This window comes from Paracoccus sp. JM45, from assembly GCF_003590715.1.
Taxonomy (GTDB): domain Bacteria; phylum Pseudomonadota; class Alphaproteobacteria; order Rhodobacterales; family Rhodobacteraceae; genus Paracoccus.
The window spans coordinates 480468-495342 of record NZ_QQVY01000001.1 but is presented as its reverse complement, the minus strand read 5'-3'; the positions used below and the strand labels follow the sequence as shown (position 1 = coordinate 495342).

15 protein-coding genes are annotated in these 14875 nt (G+C 61.6%); 7 read left to right on the top strand and 8 right to left on the bottom strand.

Translation table 11 applies throughout. From position 1 onward, the window contains the following. The first annotated feature begins 116 nt into the window (after positions 1–116). On the top strand, positions 117–1601 hold the full coding sequence (locus DWB67_RS02500) for an inorganic phosphate transporter (RefSeq protein ID WP_119805904.1): 1485 nt from the start codon (positions 117–119) through the stop codon (positions 1599–1601). Here the strand turns inward: DWB67_RS02500 and DWB67_RS02495 are convergent. The 6 genes from DWB67_RS02495 to DWB67_RS02470 all read right to left on the bottom strand — a co-directional run bounded on the left by DWB67_RS02495 (position 1598) and on the right by DWB67_RS02470 (position 6688). After that, entirely contained in the window at positions 1598–2425 is an 828-nt protein-coding gene (locus tag DWB67_RS02495) for an alpha/beta fold hydrolase (RefSeq protein WP_119805903.1), read from the bottom strand. The two genes, DWB67_RS02500 and DWB67_RS02495, sit on opposite strands and share 4 nt — an antisense overlap. A gap of 42 nt (positions 2426–2467) precedes the next feature. Further along, positions 2468–3256: an enoyl-ACP reductase gene (locus tag DWB67_RS02490; RefSeq protein WP_119805902.1), complete on the bottom strand. Its 789-nt coding sequence runs from the start codon at positions 3254–3256 to the stop codon at positions 2468–2470. A gap of 23 nt (positions 3257–3279) precedes the next feature. Continuing rightward, on the bottom strand, positions 3280–4509 hold the full coding sequence (gene fabB, locus DWB67_RS02485) for a beta-ketoacyl-ACP synthase I (protein WP_119805901.1): 1230 nt from the start codon (positions 4507–4509) through the stop codon (positions 3280–3282). 26 nt (positions 4510–4535) lie between these two features. Next, positions 4536–5045, bottom strand: coding sequence for a bifunctional 3-hydroxydecanoyl-ACP dehydratase/trans-2-decenoyl-ACP isomerase (gene fabA, locus DWB67_RS02480; RefSeq protein ID WP_119806166.1), 510 nt, complete (start codon positions 5043–5045; stop codon positions 4536–4538). A gap of 105 nt (positions 5046–5150) precedes the next feature. Continuing rightward, positions 5151–6026: a glycosyltransferase family 2 protein gene (locus DWB67_RS02475; RefSeq protein ID WP_119805900.1), complete on the bottom strand. Its 876-nt coding sequence runs from the start codon at positions 6024–6026 to the stop codon at positions 5151–5153. Further along, positions 6026–6688 carry a hypothetical protein gene (locus DWB67_RS02470; protein ID WP_182911463.1) on the bottom strand — a complete coding sequence of 221 codons (663 nt, stop codon included), beginning with the start codon at positions 6686–6688 and terminating at the stop codon, positions 6026–6028. The genes DWB67_RS02475 and DWB67_RS02470 overlap by 1 nt, the downstream gene beginning before the upstream one ends. Before the next feature lie 209 nt (positions 6689–6897). Here DWB67_RS02470 and infC point away from each other — a divergent pair, with 209 nt between their 5' ends. The 4 genes from infC (at position 6898) to DWB67_RS02450 (ending at position 11092) form a co-directional block, all read left to right on the top strand. Further along, a complete protein-coding gene (gene infC, locus DWB67_RS02465) occupies positions 6898–7437 on the top strand; it encodes a translation initiation factor IF-3 (protein WP_220475095.1) in 540 nt (179 codons plus the stop codon). A 79-nt stretch (positions 7438–7516) separates the two neighbouring features. Next, on the top strand, positions 7517–7993 hold the full coding sequence (gene dut / locus DWB67_RS02460; protein ID WP_119806165.1) for a dUTP diphosphatase: 477 nt from the start codon (positions 7517–7519) through the stop codon (positions 7991–7993). Next, complete coding sequence (locus DWB67_RS02455) at positions 7993–9012, top strand: HesA/MoeB/ThiF family protein (protein ID WP_119805898.1); 1020 nt, start codon at positions 7993–7995, stop codon at positions 9010–9012. Before dut ends, DWB67_RS02455 begins: the two co-directional genes overlap by 1 nt. Before the next feature lie 55 nt (positions 9013–9067). After that, the gene (locus DWB67_RS02450; RefSeq protein WP_119805897.1) at positions 9068–11092 is read left to right on the top strand and encodes a M3 family metallopeptidase; all 2025 of its coding nucleotides are present in this window, start codon (positions 9068–9070) and stop codon (positions 11090–11092) included. Between the two features lie 82 nt (positions 11093–11174). On the opposite strand, the gene DWB67_RS02445 is transcribed toward DWB67_RS02450, so the two are convergent. Then, positions 11175–11750 (bottom strand): SH3 domain-containing protein, encoded by a 576-nt coding sequence (locus DWB67_RS02445; RefSeq protein WP_182911462.1) that lies wholly within the window; start codon positions 11748–11750, stop codon positions 11175–11177. A 165-nt stretch (positions 11751–11915) separates the two neighbouring features. Between DWB67_RS02445 and DWB67_RS02440 the strand changes: the two genes are divergently transcribed. Next, the gene (locus DWB67_RS02440; RefSeq protein ID WP_119805896.1) at positions 11916–12920 is read left to right on the top strand and encodes a D-glycerate dehydrogenase; all 1005 of its coding nucleotides are present in this window, start codon (positions 11916–11918) and stop codon (positions 12918–12920) included. A gap of 3 nt (positions 12921–12923) precedes the next feature. Beyond that, a complete protein-coding gene (locus DWB67_RS02435) occupies positions 12924–14066 on the top strand; it encodes an MFS transporter (RefSeq protein WP_119805895.1) in 1143 nt (380 codons plus the stop codon). On the opposite strand, the gene panB is transcribed toward DWB67_RS02435, so the two are convergent. After that, on the bottom strand, positions 14063–14872 hold the full coding sequence (panB, locus tag DWB67_RS02430) for a 3-methyl-2-oxobutanoate hydroxymethyltransferase (protein ID WP_119805894.1): 810 nt from the start codon (positions 14870–14872) through the stop codon (positions 14063–14065). The genes DWB67_RS02435 and panB overlap by 4 nt on opposite strands. Positions 14873–14875: the final 3 nt, after the last annotated feature.

Genomic DNA, 14875 nt, shown 5'->3' with positions numbered 1-14875 from the left:
TTTGCGCCAACGGGCGCTTGCAAGGACCGGCAGGACATTCGCCGTTCCATGAATGTGGCCGGTTGATCATTGACGCAATCCGCCCTAGGCACCCGCTGCCCCATAACGAGGACATTATGGCCCAGAACGACCTAGAAGCCCGCCATCTGGACACGCTGGATCGTGACCTTGGCAGATTTTCGAAACTTGAATTGGCGACGGCCTATGTCTCGCGGCCATTGGTTGCGCCGGGCATTGCGCTGGCCTTTGTGCTGCTGGCCGGTCTGGGGTCGCTGATGGCCTTCGGTCAGGCCAGCAATGGTCTGGTGGTGGCAATCGCTGCGGTTTTCGGGGCCTATATGGCACTGAACATCGGGGCCAATGATGTTGCCAACAACATGGGTCCGGCGGTCGGCGCGAATGCCCTGACCATGGGTGGCGCGATTGCCATCGCAGTAATCTTCGAAACCGCAGGGGCGCTGATTGCGGGTGGCGATGTTGTCGGCACCATCTCGAAGGGGATTATCGCGCCCGAGAGTCTGGGCACGCAGCAGGTCTTCATCTGGGCGATGATGGCCGCATTGCTGTCGTCGGCGCTTTGGGTGAACCTTGCAACATGGATCGGCGCACCGGTATCGACCACACATTCGGTTGTCGGTGGCGTCATGGGCGCAGGCATCGCCGCTGCGGGTTTCAGCGCGGTCAGTTGGCCGACGATGGGTCTGATCGCGGCCAGCTGGGTGATTTCGCCTTTGCTGGGCGGTCTGATTGCTGCGGGATTCTTGTGGTTCATCAAGGCGCGCATCATCTATCGCGATGACAAGATCGCAGCGGCCCGCATCTGGGTGCCGGTGCTGATCGGCATTATGGCAGGGGCGTTCTCATCCTATCTGGCGCTGAAGGGGCTGAGCAAAGTCATCAAGATATCCTTCGGCACGTCGCTGGTCATCGGTCTGCTGATCGGGTTGGCTTGCTGGATGGTCATGATCCCCGTCGTGCGGCGTCAGGCGCGCGGATTGGAAAACCGCAACAAATCGCTGAAGATCCTGTTCGGCATTCCGCTGGTCGTTTCCGCTGCACTGCTCAGCTTTGCACATGGGGCCAATGATGTGGCCAACGCTGTTGGACCACTGGCGGCCATCGTTCAGGCATCGCAATCTGGCAGCGTGACCGAGGCTGTCTCTATCCCGTTCTGGGTGATGCTGATCGGGGCCTTCGGGCTGTCCTTCGGGCTGTTCCTGTTCGGCCCCAAGCTGATCCGTATGGTCGGCAGCCAGATCACAAAGCTGAATCCGATGCGCGCCTATTGCGTGTCGCTGTCGGCGGCGTTGACGGTGATTGTGGCCAGCTGGCTGGGACTGCCGGTCAGTTCGACCCATATCGCGGTCGGCGCAATCTTTGGCGTCGGCTTTTTCCGCGAATGGGACGCCGAACGCCGCCTGCGTGCGACCCAAGGCGCCGCGCCCGAACGTCCGCGTGTGGCATCCGATGAACGCCGCCGTCGGAAACTGGTGCGGCGTTCGCATGTGATGACCATCGCGGCGGCATGGGTCATTACCGTACCGGCGGCGGCTTTCCTGTCAGGTGCGCTGTTCCTGATGCTGCAGGCAATCGGCGGTTAAACCGCGCGACAGGCGTCCAGCCAGCGGTTGATGACCGCGATGGCGGGCGGCTCGTCCAGCCAGGGGATATGGGCACGGTCGGGGATCGTGGCCATATCCAGATCGGGGCGGCGTTCCAGCATCTTATCTACGGTTTCCACCGACAACAGATCCGAATTCGCCCCGCGCAGCAGCGCCACGGGCAAGCCTTTGGTCGCATCCCACAAAGGCCACAGATCGACCGGAGCCCCCGAAAACGCCGCCAGAAAGGCATCGCGCAGGGCAGGGTCGTAATTGATCTGCAGGCCCTCGGGCGTGACGTTGTAATGCTTATGCACATCCGCCAGCCAGCGCCCTTCGGGGACATTGGCAAAGCCCGTCATCAGATCGGGCAGGCGGTCCGCCAAAGCCAGCGGCGTTTTGGCTGCAGGGTTGCGGCCCAGATAGTCGAAAATCTTCTGCAAACCGGTGTGGGCAATTTCGGGCCCGACGTCGTTCAGGCACAGACCCGACATCCGGTCATGGGCCGTGGTGGCCATGAACAACCCGTTCAGTCCCCCGCGCGATGTTCCAAGAATGGCGGCACGATCAATGCCCAGATGATCCAGCAGTTCGACCGCATCGCGCGATTCGCGCGGCACGGTATAGCTGTCGGCACCGGTCCATTCCGAGGCACCGCGCCCACGGTAATCCATGCGGATCATGCGGACATCGGCCAGATGCGGCGCGACATAGTCGAAATCGGCCATTGTCCGTGTCAGCCCCGCAAGGCATAGGACGGGCAGACCTTTGCCCTGATCGGTAAAGGCCAGTCTGGCCCCGTCGCTGGCGTGAAAAAACGGCATGAAGTCACCTTTCCAGTTAATGCGCAGGGGCCGGAACAGTCCTTACAGGTTTTCGCTTTGGGGCATGCCCAGCACGTGATAGCCGCCATCGACCGTTACGATTTCACCGGTGGTGCAGGCACCCCAGTCCGACAGCATCCAGACAGCGGTGCCGCCGATTGCCTCAAGCGTGGCATTGGCGCGCATGGGGGCGTTGGCCTCGGTGTGGCGGAAGGTCTTGCGCGCACCGCCAATGGCAGCACCGGCCAGCGTCTTCATCGGGCCGGGGCTGATGGCATTGACGCGGATGCCGTCGGGGCCAAGGTCGTTGGCCAGATAGCGGACGCTGCTTTCCAGCGCGGCTTTGGCAACACCCATGACGTTATAGAAGGGCGTCACGCGGTTCGACCCGCCATAGGTCAGTGTGATGATCGACCCGCCCTCGGCCATCAGGGGATGGGCGCGGCGTGCGACCTCGATCAGGGAATAGCATGAAATTTCAAGACTGTGCTTGAAGTTGGCGCGGCTGGTGTTCATGAACCGGCCGGTCAATTCGTTCTTGTTGGAAAAGGCGACGGCATGGATCACGAAATCCAGCTTGCCCCAGCGTTCGCCGATAGAGGCAAAGGCAGCATCCAGCGATGCGTCATCGGTCACATCGACATCGACCAGAAAGTCCGATCCGACGGATTGGGCAAGCGGTTCGACCCGCTTGCCGAAAGCCTCGCCCTGATATGAAAAGGCCAGTTCGGCCCCTTCTGCGGCGGCGGCTTTTGCAATGCCCCACGCAATGGACCGCTCATTGGCGACCCCCATTACAAGCCCGCGCTTGCCTTTAAGAAGATCGCCCATGACCGGCTCCAATGTTTTTGTTGTTATTCCAGATAGCGGGACATCAGCAGCGATGCATTCGTTCCCCCGAAGCCGAAGCTGTTGGACAGAATCGAATCCAACCCTGCGTTGTCCACACGGTTGGTCGCAATTTCACCCGATTGAATCTCGGGGTCCAGTGCAGTGACGTTCGCCGAGGCCGCGATGAAGTCATTTTGCAACATTAGCAGACTATAGATCGCTTCGTGAACGCCCGTGGCACCCAGCGAATGGCCGGTCAGCGATTTGGTCGAACTGACGGGGGGCGTATTGCCTTCGCCGAAAATACGACGGATCGCCTTGATTTCGCCCAAATCCCCCACGGGGGTCGAGGTGCCATGCGCATTCACATAGCTGACCTTGCGGCCTTCGGGCAGGGTGTCCATCGCCACGCGCATCGCACGTTCGCCGCCCTCACCTGACGGTGCAACCATGTCGTAACCGTCGCTGGTCGCGCCATAGCCGGTGACTTCGGCATAGATTTTCGCACCGCGTGCCAAAGCGTGGGACAGTTCTTCCAGCACGACGACACCGCCGCCGCCCGAAATGACAAAGCCGTCGCGGGTCGTGTCATAGGGACGCGACGCGGTTTCCGGCGTGTCGTTATACTTGGACGACATGGCCCCCATCGCGTCGAACAGGCAGGACAGGGTCCAGTCCAACTCCTCGCCACCGCCGGCAAAGACGATGTCCTGCTTGCCCATCTGGATCTGTTCGACACCATTGCCGATGCAATGCGCGGATGTCGCGCAAGCCGAGGTGATCGAATAGTTGACGCCCTTGATCTTGAAAGGCGTTGCAAGGCAGGCAGAATTGGTGGACGACATGCAGCGGGTCACCATGAAGGGGCCCATGCGCTTGGGCGCACCTTTTTCGATGACGATCCGGTGCGCGTCAAAGAAGTTCGAGGTGGACGGACCACCCGACCCCATGATCAGGCCGGTGCGGGGGTTGGAAACGTCTCCGTCTTCCAATCCGCTGTCCTTGATGGCCTGTTCCATAGCGATGAAATTATAGGCCGCACCCGGACCCATAAAGCGCAGGTTGCGCTTGTCGATATGATCTTCCAGCGTGATCTGCGGCATGCCGTGGACCTGACTGCGAAAACCGTGTTCCGCATATTCAGGTGCAAAAACAATGCCGGATTTGCTGCTTTTCAGGCTTTCGGCAACCTCATCGGCGTTGTTGCCAATGGGTGAAACAATCCCGAGCCCGGTGATGACGACGCGTCGCATGGGGGCCTCCTTAGATGTGAATAATATCAGCTGGCCGAAAGGGCCACTTTCATGTCCTTGACCAGATAGATGACCTCTCCGTCGGCCTCGACCTTGCCATCTGCCACGCCCATGGTCAGGCGACGGGTCTGGATGGCCTTGGTGAAATCAACGGTATAACGCAGCATCTTGCGTTCGGGGCGGACCATGCCGGTCAGCTTGACCTCGCCCACGCCCAAGGCATAGCCGCGGCCTTCCCAGCCACGCCAGCCCAGATTGAAGCCGGTCAACTGCCACAAACCGTCAAGGCCAAGGCAACCCGGCATGATCGGGTTGCCGGGAAAATGGCAGCCAAAGAACCACAGGTCCGGATTGATGTCGAATTCGGCAACGATATGGCCTTTGCCATGTTCGCCGCCGTCTTCCGATACTTCGGTGATGCGGTCCATCATCAGCATCGGGGGTTCGGGCAGCTGCGCATTGCCGGGGCCGAACAGCTCTCCGCGTGCGCAGGCGAGCAGGTCGTCGCGGTCGAAGCTGGTCTTGGTCATCGCCATGCGTATCTTGCCTTCCATAGTCCGGCCTTGGGGCCGTAGGGTTTTCATATTGCCCAAGCATCTATCATCTGGGGTCAAGATGGCGCAAGGGCAAGCCAGTTGCTATTAGAACCATTGCCCCGGTTCCATCAGGCCCAGATCCATCAACTGCTGGCTGTTCCAGTCAAAGCGGTGCGAGTTGCGCCATGTCATATCGCCGATCCGGTCGCGTGAACCGGGATTCGTCGCCAAAGCCTTGGCAACGCGGAACGATCCGATGGCCGCTGTCAGGTTATGGTGCCACGGACAGGCATAGGTGTTATATTCGGGAACCGAAAAGCGGTGGTCGGCGGTCACCTGCAGATCGGGCGCGCTGCGGAACAGGGCGATCCGGTCGATGCGGCGACGGTCGGGGGGCAGAAATTCCTCGTACCGCCAGCGCAGGCCGCCGTGGAAATCCAGCTGGCGTTCCAGATCGTGCCCGTCGCTGCCCTTTCGTCCCAAGGCATAATAACCCGTTTTGTCGAACATGGCGTTATCCATATCAACGGCATTGGGTGTTTGTGTCATATCCGGCGCATAGAGGTCGATCACATAGGTCAACATGGCGCGGCGCCGTTCTTCGGTGTGAAAGCCAAGCATTTCACCGACGGTGCGGCTTTCACTGAACGGATAGAACAGGAATTCGCCGTTGAAGCAGTAATACATCCATGTGCCTGCTGGCACGGCGTGGATTACGGCATTGACCCCTTCGACATGCGCGTCGGGGCGGCGCGTATCATAGGCAAGCTGTGTGACCATGGCGTGCAAGTCTTCGGGCAGATCGATCCGCAGGCGCGACAGCAACAGGATATGGCGGAACCCGCGGTCCAGATGGTGCTGGATGGTCTGTGTGACAGCAACATCATCCTCGACCAGTATAATCGCCAGCGGACCTTTGGCCAATTGGGCCGGTTTCTGGGCCAGAAAGCTGTCAAAGTCGCGAAGGGGAATAACCGGCATCAGCGCATAACCTCTTTGACCTGTTCCAAAGCGGCGCGCAGCAGTTGCGGGTTTACGGCGGCGGTTTCCACCAGACGGCGCAAGGTGGCTTTTTGCGTATCGGGGATTGCGGCATCGCTGATCAGGTTGTCCACGGCCGTGGCGTCAAAGCCTTCGGGTGTCAGCAAAGCCTCGATCCGGGCGGCGACGGATGCGGCATCAGCAGTTTCAGCTGTGGCTTCGGCTGCGTCCTGCGCGGCTTCTGCGGCGTCTTCTGCGGCGTCGGGGGTTGCTGCGGCCTCGGCTGCGCGGTCGGCGGCGCTGATGGCCGCCTCGGCGGCATCTTCGGCGGCTTGGGCTGCATCATTGACCGGATCGATATTCGCCTGATCCGAGGCGCGCGCTGCTTCGGCTGCGGCATCGGCGGCAATGGCTGCGGCATCGGCTGCCGCATCCGCTGCAGCGTCGGCCGCCGCCTGACTTTCTTCGGCGGATGCGGCGTCGGCGGCTTCATCCGCACTGGTGGCGGCCTGATCTGCGGCGCGGGCTGCATCGCCAGCTGGCGTTTCGGGCAATTGTGTCACATCGGGTTCTGCGGGGTCCGACGCATAGTTTTCCATCCATGCCCATCCGCCGGCAACAGCCAGCAAAAGAATCACGACGATCGGCAGTATTTTTGACATCATGCACCCTGAAACCGGAAAACCTGTCTTCCTTTTGGTATATGGCACAGGGGCAGCCGTCAGAAAAGCCGCCCGCGCCTGTCCATTCACCCCTGATCTGACAAAACATGGCTGTTTGCGCGCTGTTAGCGTCAATTCCGGTTGTAACGGCGGCAATGCGCCCTTATTTTCCTGTCACCTTTCGTATTGGCTATAAAAGGAGCACCGCCATAGCCCGTCGACCGCATAATGCACCGCCCACCCGTGACACCGGACCCCGCGTCAACGACCGTATCCGTGTGGCAGAAATCCGCCTGATCGGCGCTGAGGGAGAAAACGTGGGCGTCGTCACGCCTGCCGTCGGCCTTCAGATGGCGCAGGACGCCGGGCTGGACCTGGTCGAGATTTCGCCCAACGCAGCGCCTCCGGTCTGCAAGATCATGGATCTGGGCAAATACAAATACGAACAGCAAAAGCGTGAAGCCGAGGCCCGCAAGAAGCAGAAAGTCATCGAAGTCAAGGAAATCAAGTTCCGTCCCGGGACCGACAGCCATGACTATGACGTCAAGATGCGCAGCGTGCTGAAGTTTCTGGAAGGTGGCGATAAGGTCAAAGTGACCCTGCGCTTCCGCGGCCGCGAGATGGCCCACCAGGATCTGGGTCTTGAACTGCTGAACCGTGTCCGGACAGATGTTGAAGAATTGGGCAAAGTCGAATCCATGCCCAAGCTTGAAGGTCGCCAGATGGTGATGATGATCTCTCCGCGCTGATTTTCCGGCGCTGATGTGACATTTTGGGGGCCGCGTGGGGATTGCCGCGCGGCCTTTGCTTTTGCAAGGTGCCTGCATGATGACCGATATACCCCCGATCCGGATAATGCGGCTGGCTGATGGCGATGCCGCGCTGCCTTTGCCGTCCTATCAGACCGCAGGTGCGGCAGGCGCCGATCTTTGCGCCAACCTGCCTTCGCAGTTACGCGCGATCGGCATCACCCTGCCACCGCTGGGTCGCGCAGTGATCCCCACCGGACTGGCATTGGCCATCCCCCAAGGGTGGGAGGTGCAGATCCGCCCCCGTTCCGGTCTGGCGCTGAAACATGGCATCGCATTGCCCAATGCGCCAGGCACCATCGACAGCGATTATCGCGGACCACTGGGGGTGATCCTGATTAATCTTGGTAATCAGTCTTTCACCGTCGCGCATGGCGACCGCATCGCCCAGATGGTTGTCGCACCGGCCCCGCAGGTGCAATTTGCACTGGTGGATAGCTTGGATGACACCACACGCGGGCACGGCGGTTTTGGTTCGACCGGAGGGCGCGGGTAATGCTGGGCCTGTGGATCATCGCTTTGTTGCTGGTCTTTGGCCGCATCACCCGTTTGCCAGCGCGTGTGATGTGGGCGCTGCTGGGCGGGGTCTGGGCGCTGATGCTGGCACTGCAACTGACTGTGCCTGACAGCGGCCTTGCGCGGGCTTTTGGTGGAAATGCGGCGGGGTGGCTGGTTCTGGCGGGGTTGGTCGCCGTGGTTTTTGCCTATCGCGCCGGATTACGCCGATTGCGTCAGCGTGCCACCCCGGAAATCGAACCGGTTGCAGAACCGGATATGCTGTCCGACAGCGAGATCGACCGCTATGCCCGTCATCTGGTGCTGCACGAAATCGGCGGCTCGGGCCAGATGCGCTTGCGGCAGGCAAAAGTGCTGGTCATCGGCGCGGGGGGCTTGGGGTCGCCCATCTGTCTGTATCTGGCAGGGGCGGGTGTGGGGAATGTCACGCTGGCCGATGATGATGTCGTCAGCCTGTCGAACCTGCAACGGCAGGTCATCTTCCGCGACGATCTGCGCGGCGAACCCAAAGCCTATGCCGCGGCCGAGGCGATGCTGCGCTTGAACCCCCATATCAAGGTGACGCCACTGATCCGCCGCATCATTGCTAAAGATGCCGATCTGATCGCGGGCCTTGATCTGGTCATTGATGGCACTGACAGCTTTGCGGGCCGCGCGGCCATCAACGCCGCCTGTGTGGCGGCGGGTGTGCCGCTGTTGTCCGGTGCGATCGGGCAATGGGAAGGGCAGATCACCCTGTTCGACCCCGCGCGGGGCGGTCCCTGCATGAACTGTCTGTTCCCCACTGCGCCCCAACGCGACGCCCCCTGCGCCGAGGCGGGTGTCGTCGGCGCCCTTCCCGGCGTTATCGGCAGCATGATGGCGTTGGAGGCGATCAAGCATCTGACCGGCGCAGGGCAGGGGCTGCGGGGCCGGATGATGATCTTTGACGGACTTTATGGCGAAAGCCGGATGATCGGCACATCACAAAATCCTGCCTGTCGGGTTTGCGGGCAATAGCCTCTGGCACCCTTCGCGCGACACTTCTAGGGTGGCGGCAATCAAGGAGGTCCTGATGAACCCAGAGCTTTTGCAGTGGTCCGGCCCTGAAGGGCTGCCGCGTTTCGATCTGATCCGCGACACGGATTTCGCCCCCGCCTTCGACCAACAGCTTGCCGCCGCCGAGGCCGCAGCCGAGGCGATTGCCGCCAACCCCGAACCCGCAACTTTCGCCAATACCGTCGCCGCGATGGAAACGGCGGATGACGGCCTGAACCGGCTGTTGTCGATCTTCTATACGCTGGCATCGGTTGATTCGAATGATGCGCGACAGGCGCTGCAGCGTGATTTCGCGCCGCGTCTGGCCGAATACGGCAGCAAGATCAGCATGGACCCGCGGCTTTATGCGCGCGTCAAAACGGTTGCCGAAAATATCGCCGATCTTGGGCCGGAAGATGCGCGTATTACCGAACTGGCCCTGCGCGATCTGACCCGCGCAGGTGCGGGGCTGGATGATGCGGGACGCGCCCGCATGGCGCAAGTCCGCAGCCGGATGGCGGTTCTGACGACCGATTTCACCCAGAACGTCCTGACGGATGAACGTGATTTTGTCATGGCGATCCCCGATGATCGCCTGCAGGGGCTGCCTGACTGGTTACTGCGGTCGATGCGTGCTGCCGCCAAGGAACGCGGGATGACGGGGCAGGTGGTGACGCTGAACCGGTCGCTGATTGTGCCGTTTCTGGAAAATGCGACCGACCGGACGTTGCGTGAAACGGCCTTCCGTGTGTGGACGGCGCGCGGGTCGGGGTCGGGTGCAGGCGGCGATGCGACCAACAACCTGCCCTTGGTGGCCGAGGTTCTGGCCCTGCGCCACGAACGCGCCCAGCTGTTGGGCTATGCCGATTTCGCGTCATGGAAGCTGGAAACCCAGATGGCGGGGAATGCGGGTCATGTGCAGGATCTGCTGTCGCAGGTCTGGACCGCCGCCAAGACCCGCGCCGATCAGGATGCGACCAAACTGACCGCGATGCTGCATGATGACGGTGTGAATGGCACGCTGGAGGCTTGGGATTGGCGTCTTTACGCTGAACGTCTGCGCCGCCGTGACCATCAGATCGACCCTGATCAGGTTGCGCCATATCTGACGCTGGAAGCGATGCTGGGCGCGGTCTTCGATGTCGCCAACCGCCTGTTCGGGTTGGAGTTCCAGCCGGTTGACGCCCCCCTGTGGGACGATCAGGCACGGGCATGGCGTGTGACGCGCGATGGCCAGCTGATGGCGATTTTCGTCGGTGATTTCTTTGCCCGTCCGGCCAAGCGGTCGGGGGCGTGGTGTTCCTCGCTTCAGGTGCAGCACAAACTGGGTGACGGACAGCGGGCGATTGTCGTGAATGTCTGTAATTTCACCCCGCCCGAACAGGCCGGATCGCCTGCCTTCCTGTCATGGGATGACGCGCACACGCTGTTCCATGAATTCGGCCATGCCACGCATCACATCCTGTCAAACGTGACTTGGCCGTCGATTTCCGGCACCTCGGTTGCGCAGGATTTTGTGGAATTGCCAAGCCAGCTTTACGAACACTGGCTGGAACAGCCCGCCGTACTGGACGCCCATGCCCGCCATCACGAAACGGGAGAGGTTTTGCCCGCCGAATTGCGTGACAAGATGTTGGCGGCTGGTAAGGCAGATGCGGGCTTTTCCACGGTGGAATATCTGGAAAGCGCGCTGGTCGATCTTGCCTTTCACCGCGGCACGCCGCCGAGCGATGCGATGGCAAAACAGGCGCAGGTGTTGCAGGAACTGGACGGACCGGCGGCCATTCCGATGCGCCATGCCACACCGCATTTCGCGCATGTCTTCGCGGGCGACAGTTATGCCAGCGGATACTACAGCTATATGTGGTCCGAGGTGATGGACGCGGATGCCTTTGCGGCATTCGAGGAAACCGGCAACATTTTCGACGCCGACACCGCCAAGCGGTTGGAGGAAACGATCCTGTCGCGCGGTGGTTCGGCCCCTGCCGATCAGTTATGGATCGACTTCCGTCAGCGGATGCCGGGTGTCGATGCGCTGTTGAAAGGCCGCGGGCTGGCGTGATGGTGACTGAGGGTGCCGACCGTTGGTCGGCGTCCTGCCGGCCCGGCGTCAGGCGCGCCGCTGACGCGGCGCTCGTGCGGTGTCAATCGCGCAATTCGTCCGCATCCACACCCCAGATGGTGGTTTTCGGAACCCAGCCCCGTTGACCACCACCGGAAACGCGACACCATTCGGGTTCGCATTCGTTCAGCCGCAGAATCGCCCCCAGTTCGGCGCGTGCCACGATATCGGCATCTATATGCGGGCGGGTGCGAAGGGGCAGCATATCCTCGGTCACCAAGGCTGTGCGGACGCCAGACAGCAAGGCGTAATGGACCCAGCCACCGGCACCGTCCTTATCTTCGACACGCCGCCAATGGCCGAATTCGGCCACAACGCGCAGGGGCATGCCGGCATGGCGGAACACCCAGTCGATGCGGTGGGACAGGCTGGGGCCGCGACGGGCATTGCCTTCACTGCCTTTCAAACTGACATAGCGGGGCAGGGGCAGATTCGTGACCGCACCGCGCTGGATCTGCGCGTCACTGTCTTGTGCCTGCGCTGCGGGGGTGCCGCTGTTTTGTGCCATGACAGCACCGGCAAATCCTATCATCGCCATCATTATCGATACGGCGATGGCACGCATGGCCCCATGTCGTTTGCCCGTCAGTGCTATCATCGGCTGTCCGTTCCTGTTTCCTGCGGTGCGACAGGCCGGATCAACAGACCCGATCATGCACCCTTCTGGGGTCTTGTGCCTGCCCCTCAACGCGGGCAGTTTGCCAAAAGAGACCCGCCATTGGAAGTGCAGCCCTGCCACGACATCGAGAAAGTGAGGTGACCCATGTCCTCCAACCCGTCCTCGACCCGCCAGAAGTTGCGCGTGGCCGTGACCCGTCGCCTGCCCGAAGCCGTCGAAACGCGCATGTCGGAATTATTCGATGTGGTTCTGCGTGATGATGACGCAAAGCTGTCGCGCGATGAACTGGTGTCATTGATGCAGGGTGCTGACGTTCTGGTGCCGACCGTGACCGACCAGATCGACGCCAATATGCTGGCCCGCGCAGGCGAACGTCTGAAATTGATCGCGAATTTTGGCGCGGGGGTGGATCACATCGATGTTCTTTCGGCCCGCCAGCGCGGAGTGCTGGTCAGCAATACCCCCGGTGTCGTGACCGAGGATACTGCCGATATGACACTGGCGCTGATTCTGGCCGTCACGCGGCGTATTCCCGAAGGCATGTCGGAAATGCAGACCGGCCGCTGGTCGGGCTGGTCGCCGACATCGCATCTGGGCGGGCGTGTCGGGGGGCGTCGTTTGGGGATTCTGGGCATGGGGCGCATCGGTCAGGCCGTTGCCCGTCGCGCGAATGTGTTCGGCATGCAGGTCCATTACCACAACCGCAAACGCCTGCGCCCCGAGGTCGAGGACCAGTTGCAGGCGACCTATTGGGAAAGTCTGGACCAGATGTTGGCCCGCATGGATGTGGTCAGCGTAAATGCGCCGCATACGCCCGCGACCTTCCATCTGCTGAATGCGCGGCGGCTGAAACTGATGAAGCCGTCAGCGGTCATCGTCAACACCTCGCGCGGTGAGGTGATTGACGAAAATGCACTGACGCGGATGCTGCGGGCGGGTGAAATCGCTGGCGCCGGTCTGGATGTTTTCGAACACGGGCATGAGATCAACCCTCGTCTGCGCGAATTGCCAAATGTCGTTTTGCTGCCACATATGGGGTCGGCCACCGTCGAAGGGCGCGCCGAGATGGGCGAAAAGGTCATCATCAATATCAAGACCTTCGCCGATGGCCACCGGCCATCCGATCTGGTGGTTCCTGCGATGTTGTAAACGATGCGTCTGTCATTCCGGGCTGCGGTGTCGATCCTATTCCTGATCAATGGAATGATGATCGGCAGCTGGGCCCCCAAGCTGCCTGCGTTAATGGAACGGCTGTCGATATCCGAAGGGACGGCAGGTTTGGTCGTGCTGTGCCTTGGCGCGGGATCAATGTGCATCATGCCGGTCTTCGGGGCGATGGTGGCCCGGCGCGGGTCGGCGCGGGCGGTTAGGGTCGCGGCATCGGTGGCCGCGCCGACGCTGCTGCTGATTTCGGTTGCGCCGGATGTCTGGACGGTGGGGGCTGCGGTCTTTTTCTTCGGCGGTTTGCTGGGCGGCATGGATGTGGCGATGAACGCCAATGCCGTTGCGGTCGAACGCGCGCGCAAGCGCGCCATCATGTCATCCTGCCACGGATTCTGGAGCCTTGGTGCCTTTGCCGGCGCCGCCAGCGGTGGCAGCATGATCCAGCATCTGGGCGAATTGGCCCATGGGATGGCGGTCTTTGCGGTCTTTGCCCTTGGCCTGCTGATCGCATTGCCGCGCTTGTTGCAGGATGCCCCTGCTGCGGACCAACCCCGCACATCCCTGCGTCTGCCGGTGTCACCGGTGCCCTATCTTCTGGGGCTGATGGCGCTGACCGCAATGGTGCCCGAGGGTGCGATTCTGGATTGGGCGGCGGTTTATCTGCAACGAGAGATGGGAACCTCGCTTTCTGTGGCGGGCTGGGGCTTTGCGGGATGCGCTGCGACCATGGCGGTCATGCGCTTTCTGGGCGACAGGTTGCGGCAACAGCTGGGCGCAGTGCTGACGTTGCGGATCAGTGCAGGTGTGGCCATGACAGGGCTGGGTTTGGCGGGGCTTTCAGGGACGCCGGTTCTGGCCATTGCCGGCTTTGCGCTGGCGGGGATCGGCATTGCAAATATGGTGCCCATCGCCTTTTCGGCGGCGGGGAATCTGCCGGGGCTGGCCTCTGGGATGGGATTATCGGTTGTGACGATGATGGGCTATTCCGGTATCCTGCTGGCACCGGGCATGATCGGCTGGCTGGCTGAACATATCAGCCTTGGGCGGATCTATCTGGGCTTGGCGCTGTTGTTGACGGTACCGCTGGCCTTGTCGCGGCTGGCCCGCAGCGCCGATTTCGACGCAGGTTAACGGTAAAGCTGGCCTTCGTCGGGGAAGCTGCGGTCGCGCACGGCGGCGGCATATTGGGCGATGGCATCTTCCGCACGCGGACCAAGGTCACCGAATTTTTTGACAAAACGCGGCACGCGGCCCGACAGGCCCAGCATATCGTCCAGCACAAGGATCTGCCCGTCACAGCGGGCCGAGGCACCGATGCCGATGGTCGGCACGCTGATGCTGTCGGTGATGCGGTCGGCCAACGGTTCCATCACGCCCTCGACCACGACGGCAAAGGCACCGGCATTGGCGACATCGACGGCGTCCTGAATATGGGCGGGCCATGTCGATTCGTCGCGCCCTTGGGTTTTGAAGCCGCCCATGACATTGGTCGATTGCGGGGTCAGACCGACATGGCCCATGACTGGGATGCCGCGTTCGACCAGAAAACCGATGGTCGGGGCTATGCGGGTGCCACCCTCCAGCTTGACCGCGCCGCAACCGGTTTCACCCATCACGCGGGCGGCGTTGCGGAATGCTTGCTGGGGGCTTTCCTCATAGCTGCCAAAGGGCATATCGATGACGACCATCGCCCGTTGCGATCCGCGCATGACCGCCTGTCCGTGCAGGATCATCATCTCCAGCGTCACGCCGATGGTGGATGGCAACCCGTGGACCACCATTCCAAGGCTGTCGCCCACAAGGATGACATCGGCATGGGCATCGACCATCGCGGCCATCGGGGCGGTATAGGCGGTCAGCGACACGATGGGCGTTGCACCCTTGCGGTCGGCAATCTGCGGAACCGTGATACGTCTGATCGGGGCTTGGGCGGACATTGC